Here is a 16,978-nt window from a genome sequence, read left to right on the forward strand (position 1 = left end):
CCCGTGTCTCAACCGTCCCTGGTCCGGCGCCGTCCCGGCGGGGACGGCGCCGGCCCACCGGTAGGGTGGCCCGGTTGTCGTACGTACCGCCGAGAGACCGAGTCGGAGACCGTGACCACTACCGCCTCCCATCACCTCTCACCCGCCTTCCCCGGACGCGCCCCGTGGGGCACCGCCAACAAGCTGCGTGCCTGGCAGCAGGCAGCGATGGAGAAGTACATCCAGGAGCAGCCGCGTGACTTCCTCGCGGTCGCGACTCCCGGCGCCGGTAAGACCACCTTCGCGCTCACGCTCGCTTCCTGGCTGCTGCACCACCATGTCGTGCAGCAGGTCACCGTGGTCGCGCCGACCGAGCACCTGAAGAAGCAGTGGGCGGCCGCCGCCGCGCGGATAGGCATCAAGCTGGACCCGGACTACAGCGCGGGGCCGCTGAGCAAGGAGTACCACGGCGTCGCGGTCACCTACGCCGGTGTCGGCGTACGGCCCATGCTGCACCGCAACCGCAGCGAACAGCGCAAGACGCTCGTCATCCTCGACGAGATCCACCACGCCGGTGACTCCAAGTCCTGGGGCGAGGCCTGCCTGGAGGCGTTCGAACCGGCGACGCGGCGCCTCGCGCTCACCGGTACGCCGTTCCGGTCCGACACCAATCCCATCCCTTTCGTCACGTACGAGGAGGGCAACGACGGCATCCGGCGGTCATCCGCCGACTACACGTACGGATACGGCAACGCGCTCGGCGACGGCGTCGTCCGGCCGGTCATCTTCCTCAGCTACAGCGGCAACATGCGCTGGCGCACCAAGGCCGGTGACGAGGTCGCGGCCAAGCTCGGCGAGCCGATGACCAAGGACGCGATCTCGCAGGCCTGGCGCACCGCCCTCGACCCGCGCGGCGACTGGATGCCGAACGTGCTGCGCGCCGCCGACCAGCGGCTCACCGAGGTCAGGAAGGGCATCCCCGACGCGGGCGGCCTGGTCATCGCCTCCGACCAGGACTCGGCGCGCGCGTACGCCAAGCTGATCCGCGAGATCACCGGGACGAAGGCGACGGTCGTCCTCTCCGACGACGCGGGCGCGTCGAAGCGGATCGACGAGTTCAGCGAGGGCGACGACCGCTGGATGGTCGCCGTCCGGATGGTGTCCGAGGGCGTCGACGTCCCGCGCCTCGCGGTCGGCGTGTACGCGACGACGATCTCGACACCGCTGTTCTTCGCGCAGGCCGTGGGCCGTTTCGTACGTTCCCGCAGGCGCGGCGAGACCGCGTCCGTGTTCCTTCCCACGATCCCGAACCTGCTGACGTTCGCGAACGAGATGGAGGTCGAGCGCGACCACGCCCTCGACAAGCCGAAGAAGGACGGAGCCGACGAGGATCCGTACGCCGAGTCCGAGAAGGAGATGGACGAGGCCAACAAGCAGCAGGACGAGGACACCGGCGAGCAGGACATGCTGCCCTTCGAGGCGCTGGAGTCCGACGCCGTCTTCGACCGGGTGCTCTACGACGGCGCCGAGTTCGGCATGCAGGCCCACCCGGGAAGCGCGGAGGAGCAGGACTACCTCGGCATCCCCGGACTGCTGGAGCCCGACCAGGTGCAGCTTCTGCTGCGCAAGCGGCAGGCGCGCCAGATCGCGCACAGCCGGCAGAAGCCCGCCGAGGAGGCCGACCTCCTGGAGCTTCCGGCCGAGCGGCGGCCCGTCGTTTCGCACAAGGAGCTGCTGGAGCTGCGCAAACAGCTCAACACGATGGTCGGTGCGTACGTCCACCAGAGCGGCAAGCCGCACGGTGTCATCCACACCGAGCTGCGCCGGGTGTGCGGCGGGCCGCCGAGCGCGGAGGCCACGGCCGGGCAGATCCGGGAGCGGATCAAGAAGGTCCAGGAGTGGGCCACACGCATGCGTTGAACACCGCTCGGTCAGGCGGAGTGCGCGATACGTCCATACCGGGACGAAATTTCCGTACAGCAATCGCTTACGCCCGGATTCTGGACGAGGGCTTCCGCTGAGCGGAGTGGCTCGCTACTGTCCCGGCAATCGCAATGCAACGCCCCGTGGCAACGCCGCCGCGGAGCGCAGCCGGTGTGCCATGGCCTGCCGGCGGCCTCTCCGTGCGTCGCCGATGGGACCGGTGGCGCGTCCGCCCTTGAGAGTGTCCGCCGTCACTCACTCCGAAGGAGAGGGCGTCGTGACCGCGGAAACTTCCCAGACGCTCGACCGAGGACTGCGCGTCCTCAAGCTGCTCGCCGACACCGATCACGGGCTGACCGTCACCGAGTTGTCCAACAAACTCGGCGTCAACAGGACCGTCGTCTACCGTCTGCTCGCCACGCTCGAACAGCACGCCCTGGTACGCCGTGACCTGGGCGGTCGCGCCCGTGTAGGCCTCGGCGTGCTGCGGCTGGGCCGCCAGGTGCACCCCCTGGTGCGTGAGGCCGCGCTGCCCGCGCTGCGGGCGCTGGCCGAGGACATCGGGGCCACCGCCCACCTGACCCTGGTCGACGGGGCGGAGGCGCTCGCCGTCGCGGTCGTCGAACCGACCTGGACGGACTACCACGTGGCCTACCGGGCAGGATTCCGCCACCCGCTCGACCGGGGCGCGGCCGGCCGCGCGATACTCGCCGCCCGGCAGGGCGCGCTGAGCGAGCCGGGCTACACGCTCACGCACGGCGAACTGGAGGCGGGTGCGAGCGGCGCGGCGGCCCCGCTGCTCGGGGTGACCGGCGTCGAGGGCAGCGTCGGCGTCGTCATGCTCGCGGACGCGGTACCGGAACGAGTCGGCCCCCGTGTCGTCGACGCCGCCCGCGAGGTCGCGGACGCTCTGCGCTGACGCGGGCGCCCCATGGGCGGGGTGGGTGTCCGCGCCGGGGTGGCGCCCCGTGCCGGGCCGCCCCGGGGCGGCCCGGCGGAGGCGGGTGTGGGTGGCCGATAGATTGGCGGCGTGCTCTCCAGTCTCACGCGTCCCCGTGCTCTCGCCCTGTGCGCCCTTCCCGTCGTCGCGCTGCTCGTCGTCGCCGGGTTCGCGCCCCTGCCGTTCACCCTCGCCCAGCCGGGGTCGACCAGCGACGTGCTCGGGGAGCACAAGGGCCGTCAGGTGATCACCATCTCCGGCGTACCCGTGCGCCCGACCGAGGGTGAGCTGCGCATGACGACCATCGTGGCCACCGGCCCGCGCACCGACGTCGACCTCGGTGACGTCGTCGACGCCTGGTTCCGCGGCGACCGCGCCGTACTGCCGCACGACTCCGTGTACCCGGCCGGCAAGTCCGACGCCGAGATCGAGAAGCGCAACATCGGCCAGATGCGGGAGTCCCAGAACAGCGCCGTCCAGGCCGCCCTCGACTACCTCGGCAAGAGCCCCGAGCAGGTGAAGGTCGACCTGCAGCTGGCCGACGTCGGCGGCCCCAGCGCCGGGCTGTTCTTCGCGCTCGGGATCGTCGACAAGATCGAGGGCGACGGCCGGGGCGGCGACCTGACCGGCGGGCGCACCATCGCCGGTACCGGAACGGTCACCGCCGACGGCACGGTCGGAGCCGTGGGCGGGGTGTCCCTCAAGACGCAGGCCGCCCACCGCGACGGCGCGTCCGTCTTCCTCGTACCGAAGGCCGAGTGCGCCGACGCCCAGGCCGAGAAGCCGGAAGGGCTGCGGCTCGTCCCCGTCACCACGCTCAAGGACGCGGTGTCGTCGCTGCGGGCTCTGGAGCAGGGGAAGAAGGTCCCGAGCTGCTGACCGCCGCCGGGCGGTCCATCTCCCGCCACGAGGGGAAGACCACCGGGGTCAGCGTCGCCACGAAGTACAGGCCGCCGACCGCCAGCAGCGTCTGTACGAGACCCGCCTGCTCCACCAGGTAGCCCGCGCCCACCCCGCCCAGCGGCATGGTCATCAGCGCCCCGGCCGTCGTCACCCCCGCGACCCGGCTGCGCAGCGCGTCCGGGACGCGCTCGTACAGCACGGTCGTCAGGATCGGGTTGAGCGTCCCCGAGCCCAGCCCGCCGATCGCCGCGGTCATCACCAGCGGCCACACGCTGTCCGTCATCGCCGCCATGACGAACGGCGGCGCCCCGCTGACCAGGAAGGCGATCGTGAACACCGTCCGCCGCCGCCATCGGTGCCCCACCGCCGCGTACAGCAGGGCACCCAGCAGCGCGCAGCCGCCCCACACCGCCGAGACCAGGCCGATCGCGGCCGCGCCGCCCAGGTTTCGCTGGGCGTGCACGGGCAGGAGCACCGCGCTCCAGCCCTGGCTCAGGCCATTGGTGACCATCACCATCAGCGTGATGCCCAGCAGCAGCCGGGAGCCCAGTACGAAGGCGTACCCCTCGCGCAGCTCCGTCCGGTAGCGCGCCATCGAGACGGGCGCGGCGTCCCGCCGCGGCTCGGCGGCCTTCACCCCGCGTACGCCACCGAAGACCAGCAGCGCGGAGAGCCCGAAGGTCGCCGCGTCCAGCAGCAGGACCGTTTCGGCACCCACCAGTGCGATCAGTACGCCCGCGATGGCGGCCCCCGTCATCCGTGCCCCTCGCGACACCGCGTCGAACAGGCTGGCCGCCCGCGTGAGAGTGGTCCCTGCCCGTTCGGCGAGGTCCGGTACGAGGACGTGCCGAGCCGTTTCGCCGGGGGCGTGGAACAGTCCGGTGACGCCCATCAGCGTGCACAGCACCCAGAAGTCGAGCCGCCCCGCGTAGTGCAGGAGGGGGATCGCGGCCAGCGCGAGCGCGCAGACCAGGTCCGAGGTGATGCTGACGCGCCGGCGGCCGATCCGGTCGATGACCGGCCCGCCGACGATCGCCGACACGACGACGGGCAGAGTGGCGCAGAAGGCGACGAGCCCCGCCTTGCCGGGACTGCCCGTGGTCTGCAGCGCGAACCACGGGACGCCGATGAGGGTCAGTGAATTGCCGCTGATGGATATCGCGTTGGCCGCCAGCACGGTGGCGAGCGGCCCCCGCCGGTGCCCGGTCATGCGAGACGGGCGGTGCGTGGGGGAGCGGAGACGAGGCGGAGGCCCACCTCGACGAGCGTCCAGCCGACGCGTGCGCGCAGGGGGCGCCGGGGGGCCGGCCGCCGGGGAGCGAGGTCCCTTAACTCGGCGGCACGCAGCTCGTGGAGACGCAGGTGGAGGTACGGGTGCATGGCGGTCATCGGTCCTTTCGGTCGCTCTTCTGCGGGAAGGCGTGCAGGTGGAGACGTACGTCCTCGGCGCCCTCGCCCGGCTCCTCATGGAGGTAGCTGTCGACGACCGCGTGCAGCTCCCTGGTCAGCTCGCCCAGCTGCCGGGGGTCGAGGCGCAGGCGGAAGTCGCTCAGGTCCGCGCTCTTGGCCCAGTCGGCCTGCCAGTCGCGCATGGTGCCGAGCCAGGTGGACACCTCGTGGGCGTGCATGGTGGCGACCTCGTGGAGGAAGGTGCTCATGGCGCCCCGGACCTCGGGGTTCTCGTCGTCGTACAGCGCCTCGTCCACGGACACGCCCCGGGCGACGGACCGCCACCAGCGCTCGCGCCCCTTGCCGCGGTCGGGGTCGTCCTCGACGAAGCCGTACGCGGCGAGCTGGCGCAGGTGGTAGCTGGTGGCGCCGCTGGACTCGCCGAGCCGGTCGGCCAGTTGCGAGGCGGTGGCCGGGCCGTTCTGGCGCAGGGCGGACAGCAGGCGCATCCGCAGGGGGTGGGCCAGCCCGCGCAGCGAGCGGGGGTCGAGGCGGTGGGTCGGCATCTTCTCGGGCTCCGGCATGCCTGCAGCCTAAGCGTGCAAAGGAGTCCTTGCAAGCATTCCTTTGCAACTGGTTCTTTGTATACCGCGAGCCACTCCTCCGCGGGCTACTCCTCCGCGGCCTGCTCCACCAGCGGGATGATCCGCAGCGGCACCGGGTTCTCCATGACGATCGCCGTGGAGGCCCGCACGATGCCCTCGAAGCCGACGACCCGGTCGATCACCCGCTGGAGATCCGCGTTCGAACGGGCCACCAGCCGGCACAGCATGTCGCCGTGACCGGTCGTCGTGTGCAGCTCCAGGACCTCCGGTACGCCCGCCAGGTGCTCCCGTACGTCGGCGCCCTGCCCCTGCTTGATCTCCAGCGTCGCGAACGCGGTCACCGGATACCCCAGCGCCGCCGGGTCCACCTCCGGCCCGAAGCCCCGGATGACCCCGTTCGACTGGAGCCGGTCGAGCCGGGCCTGCACCGTGCCGCGCGCCACGCCCAGCCGGCGCGAGGCCTCCAGGACGCCTATGCGCGGCTCACGCGCCAACAGGGCGATGAGCCTGCCGTCCAGATGATCGATCGCCACGACGCCTCCCGGATGGTCATCCTGTACACAACGCCCGACCATCGTGCCTGCTGGCTGTACAGATTGCCCAGCTGCCGTCGTAACTATTGCGCACCTTGCAGAACGGAGAGAGCCTGCCGCCATGACTGAGACCATCTCCCACACCCCCGACACCGCCCGGCAGGCCGACCCCTTCCCGGTGAAGGGAATGGACGCGGTCGTCTTCGCCGTCGGCAATGCCAAGCAGGCCGCGCACTACTACTCCACGGCCTTCGGCATGAAGCTGGTCGCCTACTCCGGACCGGAGAACGGCAACCGCGAGACCGCCAGTTACGTCCTGACCAACGGCGCCGCGCGCTTCGTGCTCACCTCCGTCATCAAGGCGTCCACCGACTGGGGCCACTTCCTCGCGGAGCACGTCGCCGAGCACGGCGACGGCGTCGTCGACCTCGCCATCGAGGTGCCCGACGCCCGCAAGGCGTACGCCTACGCCGTCGAGCAGGGCGCGACCGGCCTCACCGAGCCGTACGAGCTCAAGGACGAGCACGGCACCGTCGTGCTCGCCGCCATCGCCACGTACGGCAAGACCCGCCACACCCTCGTCGACCGCTCCGGCTACGACGGCCCGTACCTCCCCGGCTTCGTCGCCGCCAAGCCGATCGTCGAGCCGCCCGCCAAGCGCACCTTCCAGGCCATCGACCACTGCGTGGGCAACGTCGAGCTCGGCAGGATGAACGAGTGGGTGGCCTTCTACAACAAGGTCATGGGCTTCACCAACATGAAGGAGTTCGTGGGCGACGACATCGCCACCGAGTACTCCGCGCTCATGTCCAAGGTCGTCGCGGACGGCACCAAGAAGGTCAAGTTCCCGATCAACGAGCCGGCGATCGCGAAGAAGAAGTCGCAGATCGACGAGTACCTGGAGTTCTACGGCGGCCCCGGCGTCCAGCACATCGCCCTCGCCACCAACGACATCGTCGCGACGGTCCGCACGATGCGGGCGGGCGGCGTCCAGTTCCTCGACGTCCCGGACTCGTACTACGACACGCTCGGCGAGTGGGTCGGTGACACGCGCGTCCCGATCGACGAGCTGCGCGAGCTGAAGATCCTCGCCGACCGCGACGAGGACGGCTACCTGCTGCAGATCTTCACCAAGCCGGTCCAGGACCGGCCGACGGTGTTCTTCGAACTGATCGAGCGGCACGGGTCGATGGGCTTCGGCAAGGGCAACTTCAAGGCGCTCTTCGAGGCGATCGAGCGCGAGCAGGCCAAGCGCGGCAACCTGTAGCGCTCCGCCCTTCCGCGGGGACGACCCCGCGAGGCCCCGCACGGCCGTCGCGCCGCTGCGGGGCAGGACTTGGCGCCCGGCCGCCCGGTACGGGGGGCCGGGCGGCCGAGCGCCGGACAGGGGCCGGTGACCTCCGTGGGGCGCCCGAGCCGGACAGGGGCCGGACGCCCCGCGGGGGACTGCGGTGCGGCGCCCATCGGCACGGCGGCGTTCCGCGCCTCACCGCCCCGGAGACGGCGGCGGTGAAGCCGATGCCGGCGCCGCCCCGGAGGAGGACACGCTCGGCGACGCCGCACCCTCCGGCCGCCGCGGCTTGCGCGACTGCGGCTGCTGACGCTCCGAGTCCCGGGGCGGCGGCGACCAGACGCGCGACGACCCCGACCGCTTCCGGGGCTCCGGCTCCTCGCCGTACACGTTCCTCGGCCCGCCCGCCGGAGGCTCCCCCAGCGCGGCCAGCGCCCGGCGGGCCCTCGGCGCCAGCAGGGGCGAGAAGTGCGGGTTGACGCGCAGCGCCTCGGCGAGGTGCCGCCGCGCCGGACCCCACTTCCCCAGCTCCCGCTCGATCTGGCCCCGGTGGTACGCGAACAGCGCGCTGCGCAGCCCCTGTTCGGTGGCCCGCCGGGCGTACGGAAGCGCCTCCTCCGGCTTCCCCGCCCGGTACAGCGCCCAGCCGAGCGCGTCGGCGACGTGCACCGACCGGTGCCCCTTCGCCCACTCGGCGCGCAGCCTCCTCGAAGCGGCGTCCGGGCTGCCGTGGTCGGCCTCGTACCGGGCGAGCACGAGCGCCGCGTTCACCCCGTGCGTGCCGGCCTCCGTGGCCCGAACCCGCAGCACCTCGTACTGCGTGTGCGCGTCCCCGTCCCGGCCCAGCGACTCGTACAACTCGCCCGCCTCCAGGGCGTACTGGGGCGACGGCAGCGCCTCCAGGGCGGCCCCGTAGTCCCGCAGCGCCTCGTCCGTCCGCCCGAGCGCCGCCAGGGCACGCGCCCGCCCGGCCAGCGACGGGGCGTGGCCGGGCACGAGCCGCAGGGCCGGTTCGTAGGAGGTGAGGGCCTCGGCGGGCTCGCCGCGCTCCCACGCGAGGTCGCCGAGCCGCGCCAGGCACGCCGCCTTCTCCGCCGGGGTGGCGGCCAGCGCCACCGCGTCGTACGCGAGCGCGGAGGCGTCCTCGCGCCAGCCCTTGTCCCGGTACACCAGCGAGGCGCGGGACAGCGCCGGGGCCCCCACCCGCAGCGCCCGCAGCCGCTCCACGGCCCGCCCGGCGGACACGTAGTCGCCGAGCCCGCTGTAGGCGTCGATCAGCACGGGGTAGGCCTGCCAGCGGCGCGGCGCGCGGTCGCGCACCGCCTCGCCCCACTTCCGGGCCGCCCGGAAGTCGCCCCGGGCGTTGGCCAGCGCGCCCATGCCGAGCTGGGCGTCGACATTCCCCCTGCCGGCGGGCAGCACGGCCAGGGACCGCTTCAGCGCCTTCTCGGCCCGTACGTACGAGGCGGTGTCGCCGCTGCGCACCCCCCGCTCCACGTACGCGCCGCCCAGCTCCGCCCAGGACGCGTCGTCGCGCGGGTGGGCGCGCAGCCACCGCTCGCGGTCGCCGATCAGCGCGGCCAGCTCGGGCAGCGACGCCTGCGCGCCCGCGTGCGCCGCCGACACGGCCCGCGCCACGGCACCGGGAGCGGGCGCCGGAGCACCGTCGCCGCCCCCGAGGCCGCCGGACACGAACAGCACGGCCGCACCGGCCAGCACCGCACCCGCGCCCACACCTAGGACGATCCGTGGGACCCGTTCCGTCTTCATGCCGTCACTGTGCGACACACGGTGCGTCAATACGACGAGCCACCCGGCACACCCCGAGCCGATCCCCCGGCGGGTTCACACCGATGGCCCCGGATGCCAGGCTGGGATCATGGACGACCTGCTGACCCGCCTCCGGGCCGGCCTCCCGGCGGAGGCCCTCCTGACGGACCCGGACGTCACCGCCTCCTACGCCCACGACATGGCGAGCTTCTGCGACGCCGGATCGCCCGCCGTGGTCGTCCTGCCGAGCACCGTCGAGCAGGTCCAGCACATCATGCGCACGGCGACGGACCTGCGCGTCCCGGTCGTCCCGCAGGGCGCCCGCACGGGCCTGTCGGGTGCGGCGAACGCGTCCGACGGCTGCATCGTGCTGTCCCTGACCAGGATGGACCGGATCCTGGAGATCAGCCCGGTCGACCGGATCGCGGTCGTCGAGCCGGGGGTCGTGAACGCCGTCCTGTCCCGCGCGGTCGGCGAACACGGCCTGTACTACCCGCCGGACCCCTCCAGCTGGGAGATGTGCACCATCGGCGGCAACATCGGCACCGCCTCCGGCGGACTGTGCTGCGTCAAGTACGGCGTGACCGCCGAGTACGTCCTGGGCCTGGACGTCGTCCTCGCCGACGGGCGTCTGCTGTCCACCGGCCGCCGCACGGCCAAGGGCGTCGCCGGGTACGACCTGACGCGGCTGTTCGTCGGCTCCGAGGGCACCCTCGGCATCGTCGTACGGGCCGTCCTGGCGCTGCGCCCGCGGCCGCCGCAACAACTGGTACTGGCGGCGGAGTTCCCGTCGGCGGCGGCCGCGTGCGAGGCCGTGTGCGCGGTCATGGAAAGGGGCCACACCCCGTCCCTCCTCGAACTCATGGACCGTACGACCGTGCGGGCGGTCAACCGGCTCGGCCGGATGGGCCTGCCCGAGTCCACCGAGGCCCTGCTGCTCGCCGCCTTCGACACCCCCGATCCCGCCGCCGACCTGGCAGCCGTGGGAGAGCTGTGCACGGCCGCCGGAGCCACGCAGGTCGTACCGGCCGAGGACGCGGCCGAGTCGGAGATGCTGCTGAAGGCCCGCCGGATGTCACTGACCGCCCTGGAGGCCGTCAAGTCCGCGACGATGATCGACGACGTGTGCGTACCGCGCTCGCGGCTGGGCGCGATGATCGACGGCACGGCCGCCATCGCGGCCGAGTACGACCTCACCATCGGCGTCTGCGCGCACGCGGGCGACGGCAACACCCACCCCGTCGTCTGCTTCGACCACACCGACCCCGACGAGTCGCGGCGCGCCCGTGAGTCGTTCGACGAGATCATGGCGCTCGGCCTGGCGCTCGGCGGCACCATCACGGGCGAACACGGCGTCGGCGTACTGAAGAAGGAGTGGCTGGCCCGGGAACTGGGCCCGGTGGGGCTGGAGTTGCAGCGAGGGATCAAGCGAACCTTCGATCCGCTCGGCATCCTCAACCCCGGCAAGCTCTTCTGAGGCTTCCGCCCTAGGACCCATGCCCGATGGTCCGGACGCGGCGCTCCGCATAGCGTGAAGGGACCGACGAAGGAGGAGCCGTGTCCGCACGCCTTGACCACACCATCGTCCGCAGCCGCGAGCGCTTCGCCGCCGCCCGCTTCCTCACGGAACTCATCGACGCGCCCGAGCCGAAGCCCTTCGGCCCCTTCGCGAGCGTTCCGCTGGAGGGCGGCGTCACCCTCGACTACATCGACGACGACGCGCCCCGGATCGTCCCGCAGCACCTCGCGTTCCTCGTCGCGGAGGACGAGTTCGACGAGATCTTCGGCCGGATCCGGGAGCGCGAACTGCCGTACTGGGCCGACCCGTACCACCACGAGCCGCAGCGGATCAACCACCATCACGGGGGCCGCGGTGTGTACATCGACGACCCCGACGGCCACTCGATCGAATTCATCACGCACACGTACGTGACCGACTGACCGGCCCGTCACGCGAGCAGCTCGGCCAGCCCGTCGTCCAGGCCGAGCGTCTGCGACTCCGAGCCGGGCGGCACCGCGCGCAGTGTCCGCTCCAGCCACGCGGACACCTGCGCGGCGGGGGCCTCCAGCAGCGCGTCGCCGTCGGGGGACGACAGCGCCATCAGCACGACGGCCTTCCCGTCGAGCGTGGTGGGCCAGATCCGCACGTCACCGTGGCCGCACGGCCGGAAGACGCCCTCGACCAGCAACTCGCGGGCGAAGGTCCAGTGCACGGGGTGGTCCGAGCCGACGTGGAAGGTGATGTGCACGGCGTACGGGTCGTCCGTGCGGTAGGTCAGCCGGGCCGGGACGGGGACGCTGCGCTCGGGCGACAGCACCAGGACGAGCTCCAGTTCGCGTTCGACGACGGTGAGCTGCATGGGTCGGTTCCCTTCTCTCCGGTACGGACCCCGGAGCGGGCCCGTACCGGATGAGAGGCGCCTTCCCGGCTCTCATGACGCGACTTTCGGAAATGGGTTTCTCTTACTTTCCGTAACACACATGTGACCGCTTCGTGGTCGTTGTGGACGGACCGGTTCGGGGGTGCTCGGCGGTCTGGTAGATGTGGTGCCTTGAATTGAGGCCTCGAGGAGATACGGGACCACGGTGATGAGCGCCCCAACCCCGGCAACCGGCGACGGCAGCCCCACGCCTGGCTACTACCCCGATCCGTCCATCCCCGGATATATCCGGTTCTGGAACGGTGCCGCCTGGGTGCCGGGGACGAGCCGCCCCGCGCCCAAGGACGGTGAGGCGATGCCGACGCCACCGGGCCAGGCCGCGGCGGCCCCCGCCGCCCCCGCGCCCACACCTTCGGTGGAGGAGACCGGGCCGGTCTTCTTCGACGAGGAGGGGCCGTTCGCCGAGAGCCGTCCGGAACCGGAACCCGCATCCGTGTGGCAGGCGGACGCCTCGCGCCAGACCGGGTTCGGCGGCGACCGCGACCGCCGGGTCTCCTGGGGAGCCGAGGCGGGCCAGGACCCGCGCAGCCCGGCGACCGCCGCCCCCGACCCGACGGGCGGCGCGCTGCCCGGCGTACGGAGCGTGGAACCGGAACCCGCGAAGGCGGCCGCCCCGGAGGGCACCGTCACCATCCGGGCGGTCAAGCCGAAGCAGCCGCAGCCCGAGCAGCCCGCCGACGGCACGATGACCATCCGGGCCCTGAAGCCGGACGCCCCGCACACCCCACAGGTCCCGGCCCAGCCGCAGCAGCCCCAGCCGGTCACCCCGGCGCCCGCCGCCGCGCAGTCGCAGCCCGCCCCGGCCCCGGCCGCCGCCGCCCCGCCCGACGCGACCGCCGCTCCCGGCACCCCCGTCACCCACGGCCCCGGCGGCGGTGCCGCGTCCTGGGCCCAGCAGGTGCACCAGCTCGCCCGGCCCGCCCAGCCGGAGGCCCACGCCCCGGCCCAGGCGCAGGACGCGGGCCCCCAGCCCGTCCTGCCGTGGAAGCCGCCGGTCAACGACCCGTTCCTGGCCGCCGCCCAGGCCCAGGCCGCCGCACGCCCGGCCGCCCTCGGCAAGCGGTTCGCGGCCCGGCTGATCGACACCCTGGTCCTCGGGGCGGCCGTCGCCGCCGTCGCCGTGCCGTTCGTCTCCAAGGCGCTCGACCACATCGACGGCAAGATCCAGCAGGCCAAGCGGTCCGGTGAGACGGTCACGGTCTGGCTGGTGGACGGGACCACGTCGACGTACTTCGGCATCGCCCTGGCCGCCCTGCTGGTGCTGGGCGTGCTGTACGAGGCGGTGCCGACCGCCAAGTGGGGCCGTACGCTCGGCAAGAAGCTGACGGGCCTCGAAGTGCGGGACATCGAGTCCCACGAGCCCCCGGCGTTCGGTGCGGCGCTGCGCCGCTGGCTGGTCTACGGCGTGCTGGGCATCCTGGTGATCGGCGTGGTCAACGTCCTGTGGGCCCTGATCGACCGCCCGTGGCGTCAGTGCTGGCACGACAAGGCCGCCCACACCTTTGTGGCGGGCCGCAGCGGGTAGCCCGAACGGCCGGTGATCGTTTGCGGGGCCCCGCCGGGCGGGATGCACTGCCCCCATGAGCAATGAACCGCCGGCGCCCGGTCAGCAGCCCCCCGGGGACGACCCGTTCCGCAAGAAGCCGCAGGACGAGGGCTCCCAGCCGCCGCCCGCGCCGCCGCCTCCGCCCTCGGGCGGCGGCGGCCCGTACGGGGGACAGGGACCGTACAGCGGCGGCGGCCCGTACGACGGTGGTCCCGGTGGTCCCGGCGGCCCGTACGGCGGTGGTCCCGGAGGTCCCTACGGCGGTGGGCCGGGCGATCCCGGCGGCCCTTACGGCGGGGGCGGGCCGTACGGCGGTGGACCCTACGGCTACGGCGGCAGCGATCCGCTCGCCGGGATGCCGCCGCTCGCCGACTCCGGCAGGCGCGTCCTGGCCCGGATCATCGACTGGCTCATCGTCGCCGTGCCGCTCGCGCTCATCGCGTTGCCGTTCGACATCTACGACAGGGTGGCCGACCAGTCGGACTTCGAGGACGTATGGCGGGCGGACTACGGCAACCGGTGGATCTTCCAGCTCATCGCGATCGCCGCGTACATCGGCTACGACACGCTGATGACGGCGAAGAACCGCGGTCAGACGGTCGGTAAACGGCTGATGGGCATGCGGGTGGCGATGCTCAACGACGGCAGTGTGCCGAGCGTGCCCGCCGCGCTCACCCGGGCCGTCGTGCTGTGGCTGCCCCAACTGGTGTGCTGCCCGTGTCTGTGGCCGCTGCTCCTGCTGATCCTCATCCTGGTCGACAAGCCGTACAAGCAGGGCCTGCACGACAAGGCGGGCAAGACGGTCGTGGTGTCAACGACGCAGTGAGTGCTCCCTGCGCTCCGCCGGGGCGGGCGGGCGTGCGTCCTCGTACGCCGCACGGCGTGCGGCCGGTGCCGGCAGGGTCATCGCGACCAGCAGGCCGAGCGCGAGCGCGGCGACCCCGATCAGTGCGACACCCAGTCCGGTGGTGGTGCGGGACAGCAGCAGCATGGCGACGGTCGCGAAGACGACGGTGGCCGAACCGTAGGCGAGCTGTGCGGCGGTCGGACGCGGCATGGCGGGTTCCGTCCTCGAAGCAGTGGAGCACCGGATGGGGTTCACGCAACTCGGTCGCACTGACTTTTGACTCTACGACGGTGGATGCCCGGAAGGAACCGGCAGTAAGCGTGACCTAACCCACGGTACCGGTGCACCGGGGGCGCACGGAATCACGGCCTATGCCGTATGGCCTGAAGTCGGCGCCCGTTGACGCGATCCGCAGGGGAGGACCGTTCCACGTGACGTACTTCAGAGGTGTGCTGAGCGCCGTCGCCGTGCTGGCCGTTCTGGCGGGGACACCGGCCGTCGCTTCCGCCACCACCGCCCCCGTGGACGACGACGCCGCGCACGGCACCGCCGAGGGGAAGCACGACGGGCACGTCATCGACGGGCCCTTCAGCGCGCGGCAGCGGCAGCAGCGGCAGGTGGCGCTGGAGCAGGTGCTGAGCGGGCGGGCGAAGGTGGAGCGGCGCGGCGGCTCGAAGGTCGTGAAGCTCGGGGACCGCAAGTACGTCGAGCTGGGCCGGGAGCGTACGGACAAGATCTTCACGATCCTGGTCGAGTTCGGGGACAAGGTCGACGACACCACGATGTACGACCCGGACGGGCCGGGCGGTCCGAAGCCGCCGGTCGTCAAGTACGGCGGTACGCCGGGTCCGCTGCACAACCGGATCCCCGAGCCGGACCGTACGACGGACAACTCCACCGCCTGGCGCGCCGACTACGACCGTGAGCACTACCGGCGGCTGTACTTCGGCGAGGGCGACGGGGTGGAGTCGCTGAAGACGTACTACGAGAAGACCTCCTCCGGGCGGTATTCGGTGGAGGGGGAGGTCTCGGACTGGGTGAGGGTCGAGTACAACGAGGCGCGGTACGGCTCGAACTACTGCGGGGGCAACAACTGCCCCAGCGTGGAGGACCTGGTCTTCGACGGGGTGGCCGCCTGGGTGGCCGACCAGAGGGCCCGGGGCCGGACGGACGCCCAGATCAGGGCGCAGGTGGCGCGGTTCGACGAGTGGGACCGTACGGACCACGACAACGACGGCGATTTCGAGGAGCCCGACGGTTACATCGACCACTTCCAGATCGTGCACGCGGGCGAGGACGGTTCGGCCGGCGGCGGCGCGCAGGGGCCCGACGCGCTGTGGGCGCACCGGGGGTACGCGTACAGCAGGGACGACGGCGACACCGGTCCGGCGGGGTTCAGGGCGGGGGGTGTGGCCATCGGCGACACCGGCGTCTGGGTGGGCGACTACACGATGCAGCCGGAGAACGGCGGGCTGGGCGTCTTCGCCCACGAATACGCCCATGACCTGGGGCTGCCCGACCTGTACGACACCAACAACGTGGCGGGGGTGGAGAACTCGGTGGGCTTCTGGTCGCTGATGTCGTCCGGTTCGTGGCTCGGTACCGGCAAGGACGTGATCGGCGATCTGCCGGGGGACATGACGGCCTGGGACAAGCTCCAGCTCGGCTGGCTCAACTACGAGCGGGGAGAGGCGGCGACGGCGTCGACGCACCGGCTGGGTGTCTCCGCGTACAACACCGATCTGCCGCAGGCGCTGGTCGTGGAACTGCCGGAGAAGACGGTGACCACGCCGGTGGTGAAGCCGGCCGGCGGGGTGGGGCAGTGGTGGAGCGACCACGGTGACGGTCTGTCGCACACACTGACCCGGACGGTCGACCTGACCGACCGGTCCTCCGCGTCGCTGCGGCTCGACGGCTGGTGGGACATCGAGAAGGACTACGACTACCTGTACACGCAGGTCTCCACGGACGGCGGGGAGAGCTGGAAGGCGGTCGACGGCACGGCCGACGGTGAGGCGATCACCCGCGACGGCGGCGACAAGCCGGCCCTGACGGGTGTCTCGGAGACGTACCGGAAGCTGGTCTACCCGTTGGACGCGTACGCCGGGCGGCGGATCGTCGTCCGCTTCCGCTACAAGACGGACGGCGGTGTGGCCGGCAAGGGGTTCGCGGCGGACAACATCACCGTGCGGGCGGACGGCGCCACGCTGTTCACAGACGACGCCGAGGGTGACGGCGGCGGGTGGACGGCGCGGGGGTTCACGCGCGTGGGGGAGTCGGTCACCGGCGACTACCCGCAGTACTACATCGCGGAGAACCGGCAGTACGTGTCGTACGACAGGACGCTGCAGACGGGCCCGTACCACTTCGGCTTTCCCCGGCCCCGGGACAACTGGGTGGAGCACTACGCCTACCGGCCGGGCGTGATGATCTGGCAGTGGGACACCTCACAGCGGGACAACAATGTCACGGACCACCCGGGGGAGGGCCTTCTGCTGCCGGTGGACGCCCACCCGGAGCCGATGGCCTGGCCCGACGGCACGCTGATGTCCAACAAGATCACCCCCTACGACGCGGCGTTCAGCCGCTATCCGGCGCCGGGCTTCACCCTGCACAAGCGGGGGGTACCGCACGAGGTCAAGCCACATGCGGGCAATCCGGTCTTCGACGACCACAAGGGTGTGTACTGGTACGCCGTCAATCAGTTCGGCGGTGTGCGGACCACGGACACCAACACCCGGATCACCGTGGCCGGCCAGCCGTCGAACGGCTCGTCGGTCACCGTGAACGTGGGCCCGTCGGCGGGGTGAC

Annotated in this window: 16 protein-coding genes; 9 read left to right on the plus strand and 7 right to left on the minus strand. The window is 72.1% G+C overall.

The window, feature by feature from the left end:
- Nucleotides 1–111 precede the first annotated feature (111 nt).
- The 3 genes from ACZ6C1_RS11125 to ACZ6C1_RS11135 all read left to right on the plus strand — a co-directional run bounded on the left by ACZ6C1_RS11125 (nucleotide 112) and on the right by ACZ6C1_RS11135 (nucleotide 3,721).
- Complete coding sequence (locus ACZ6C1_RS11125; RefSeq protein ID WP_469239978.1) at nucleotides 112–1,899, plus strand: DEAD/DEAH box helicase; 1,788 nt, start codon at nucleotides 112–114, stop codon at nucleotides 1,897–1,899.
- A gap of 280 nt (nucleotides 1,900–2,179) precedes the next feature.
- Nucleotides 2,180–2,821 carry an IclR family transcriptional regulator gene (locus tag ACZ6C1_RS11130; protein WP_469239980.1) on the plus strand — a complete coding sequence of 214 codons (642 nt, stop codon included), beginning with the start codon at nucleotides 2,180–2,182 and terminating at the stop codon, nucleotides 2,819–2,821.
- 111 nt (nucleotides 2,822–2,932) lie between these two features.
- Nucleotides 2,933–3,721, plus strand: a complete 789-nt coding sequence (locus tag ACZ6C1_RS11135; RefSeq protein WP_469239982.1) for a S16 family serine protease — start codon at nucleotides 2,933–2,935, stop codon at nucleotides 3,719–3,721.
- Here the strand turns inward: ACZ6C1_RS11135 and ACZ6C1_RS11140 are convergent.
- The 4 genes from ACZ6C1_RS11140 to ACZ6C1_RS11155 all read right to left on the minus strand — a co-directional run bounded on the left by ACZ6C1_RS11140 (nucleotide 3,660) and on the right by ACZ6C1_RS11155 (nucleotide 6,272).
- Nucleotides 3,660–4,955, minus strand: coding sequence for an MFS transporter (locus ACZ6C1_RS11140; protein WP_469239984.1), 1,296 nt, complete (start codon nucleotides 4,953–4,955; stop codon nucleotides 3,660–3,662). The two genes, ACZ6C1_RS11135 and ACZ6C1_RS11140, sit on opposite strands and share 62 nt — an antisense overlap.
- Nucleotides 4,952–5,134: a hypothetical protein gene (locus ACZ6C1_RS11145; RefSeq protein WP_469240393.1), complete on the minus strand. Its 183-nt coding sequence runs from the start codon at nucleotides 5,132–5,134 to the stop codon at nucleotides 4,952–4,954. Before ACZ6C1_RS11145 ends, ACZ6C1_RS11140 begins: the two co-directional genes overlap by 4 nt.
- Nucleotides 5,131–5,718, minus strand: a complete 588-nt coding sequence (locus ACZ6C1_RS11150; RefSeq protein WP_469239986.1) for an ArsR/SmtB family transcription factor — start codon at nucleotides 5,716–5,718, stop codon at nucleotides 5,131–5,133. The genes ACZ6C1_RS11145 and ACZ6C1_RS11150 overlap by 4 nt, the downstream gene beginning before the upstream one ends.
- Nucleotides 5,719–5,804: 86 nt before the next feature.
- Nucleotides 5,805–6,272: an Lrp/AsnC family transcriptional regulator gene (locus ACZ6C1_RS11155; RefSeq protein ID WP_469239988.1), complete on the minus strand. Its 468-nt coding sequence runs from the start codon at nucleotides 6,270–6,272 to the stop codon at nucleotides 5,805–5,807.
- A 121-nt stretch (nucleotides 6,273–6,393) separates the two neighbouring features.
- Here ACZ6C1_RS11155 and hppD point away from each other — a divergent pair, with 121 nt between their 5' ends.
- Nucleotides 6,394–7,539, plus strand: a complete 1,146-nt coding sequence (hppD, locus tag ACZ6C1_RS11160; RefSeq protein WP_469239990.1) for a 4-hydroxyphenylpyruvate dioxygenase — start codon at nucleotides 6,394–6,396, stop codon at nucleotides 7,537–7,539.
- A gap of 219 nt (nucleotides 7,540–7,758) precedes the next feature.
- Here the strand turns inward: hppD and ACZ6C1_RS11165 are convergent, their stop codons facing one another.
- Entirely contained in the window at nucleotides 7,759–9,333 is a 1,575-nt protein-coding gene (locus ACZ6C1_RS11165) for a tetratricopeptide repeat protein (protein ID WP_469239992.1), read from the minus strand.
- A 109-nt stretch (nucleotides 9,334–9,442) separates the two neighbouring features.
- Between ACZ6C1_RS11165 and ACZ6C1_RS11170 the strand changes: the two genes are divergently transcribed.
- Nucleotides 9,443–10,810 (plus strand): FAD-binding oxidoreductase, encoded by a 1,368-nt coding sequence (locus ACZ6C1_RS11170; protein WP_469239994.1) that lies wholly within the window; start codon nucleotides 9,443–9,445, stop codon nucleotides 10,808–10,810.
- Between the two features lie 80 nt (nucleotides 10,811–10,890).
- Nucleotides 10,891–11,274 carry a VOC family protein gene (locus ACZ6C1_RS11175; RefSeq protein WP_469239996.1) on the plus strand — a complete coding sequence of 128 codons (384 nt, stop codon included), beginning with the start codon at nucleotides 10,891–10,893 and terminating at the stop codon, nucleotides 11,272–11,274.
- A gap of 8 nt (nucleotides 11,275–11,282) precedes the next feature.
- Here the strand turns inward: ACZ6C1_RS11175 and ACZ6C1_RS11180 are convergent, their stop codons facing one another.
- Complete coding sequence (locus ACZ6C1_RS11180; RefSeq protein WP_469239998.1) at nucleotides 11,283–11,693, minus strand: SsgA family sporulation/cell division regulator; 411 nt, start codon at nucleotides 11,691–11,693, stop codon at nucleotides 11,283–11,285.
- Nucleotides 11,694–11,922: 229 nt separating this feature from the next.
- Between ACZ6C1_RS11180 and ACZ6C1_RS11185 the strand changes: the two genes are divergently transcribed.
- Together ACZ6C1_RS11185 and ACZ6C1_RS11190 are read left to right on the plus strand one after the other, a co-directional pair.
- Nucleotides 11,923–13,299 carry an RDD family protein gene (locus tag ACZ6C1_RS11185; protein ID WP_469240000.1) on the plus strand — a complete coding sequence of 459 codons (1,377 nt, stop codon included), beginning with the start codon at nucleotides 11,923–11,925 and terminating at the stop codon, nucleotides 13,297–13,299.
- 55 nt (nucleotides 13,300–13,354) lie between these two features.
- Nucleotides 13,355–14,146, plus strand: a complete 792-nt coding sequence (locus ACZ6C1_RS11190; protein WP_469240002.1) for an RDD family protein — start codon at nucleotides 13,355–13,357, stop codon at nucleotides 14,144–14,146.
- On the opposite strand, the gene ACZ6C1_RS11195 is transcribed toward ACZ6C1_RS11190, so the two are convergent.
- Nucleotides 14,132–14,377, minus strand: a complete 246-nt coding sequence (locus ACZ6C1_RS11195) for a hypothetical protein (RefSeq protein WP_469240003.1) — start codon at nucleotides 14,375–14,377, stop codon at nucleotides 14,132–14,134. The two genes, ACZ6C1_RS11190 and ACZ6C1_RS11195, sit on opposite strands and share 15 nt — an antisense overlap.
- 221 nt (nucleotides 14,378–14,598) lie before the next feature.
- Here ACZ6C1_RS11195 and ACZ6C1_RS11200 point away from each other — a divergent pair, with 221 nt between their 5' ends.
- Nucleotides 14,599–16,977: an immune inhibitor A domain-containing protein gene (locus ACZ6C1_RS11200; RefSeq protein ID WP_469240005.1), complete on the plus strand. Its 2,379-nt coding sequence runs from the start codon at nucleotides 14,599–14,601 to the stop codon at nucleotides 16,975–16,977.
- The last annotated feature ends 1 nt before the right edge of the window (nucleotide 16,978 follow it).

Source organism: Streptomyces sp. NPDC041796 (genome assembly GCF_055590785.1).

Bases quoted from the DNA above. Each gene is read 5' to 3' on its own strand.
- ACZ6C1_RS11140 (WP_469239984.1), bottom strand. From the start codon at position 4,955: ATGACCGGGCACCGGCGGGGGCCGCTCGCCACCGTGCTGGCGGCCAAC.
- ACZ6C1_RS11145 (WP_469240393.1), bottom strand. From the start codon at position 5,134: ATGACCGCCATGCACCCGTACCTCCACCTGCGTCTCCACGAGCTGCGT.
- ACZ6C1_RS11150 (WP_469239986.1), bottom strand. From the start codon at position 5,718: ATGCCGGAGCCCGAGAAGATGCCGACCCACCGCCTCGACCCCCGCTCG.
- hppD (WP_469239990.1), top strand. From the start codon at position 6,394: ATGACTGAGACCATCTCCCACACCCCCGACACCGCCCGGCAGGCCGAC.
- ACZ6C1_RS11165 (WP_469239992.1), bottom strand. From the start codon at position 9,333: ATGAAGACGGAACGGGTCCCACGGATCGTCCTAGGTGTGGGCGCGGGT.
- ACZ6C1_RS11170 (WP_469239994.1), top strand. From the start codon at position 9,443: ATGGACGACCTGCTGACCCGCCTCCGGGCCGGCCTCCCGGCGGAGGCC.
- ACZ6C1_RS11180 (WP_469239998.1), bottom strand. From the start codon at position 11,693: ATGCAGCTCACCGTCGTCGAACGCGAACTGGAGCTCGTCCTGGTGCTG.
- ACZ6C1_RS11185 (WP_469240000.1), top strand. From the start codon at position 11,923: ATGAGCGCCCCAACCCCGGCAACCGGCGACGGCAGCCCCACGCCTGGC.
- ACZ6C1_RS11190 (WP_469240002.1), top strand. From the start codon at position 13,355: ATGAGCAATGAACCGCCGGCGCCCGGTCAGCAGCCCCCCGGGGACGAC.
- ACZ6C1_RS11195 (WP_469240003.1), bottom strand. From the start codon at position 14,377: ATGCCGCGTCCGACCGCCGCACAGCTCGCCTACGGTTCGGCCACCGTC.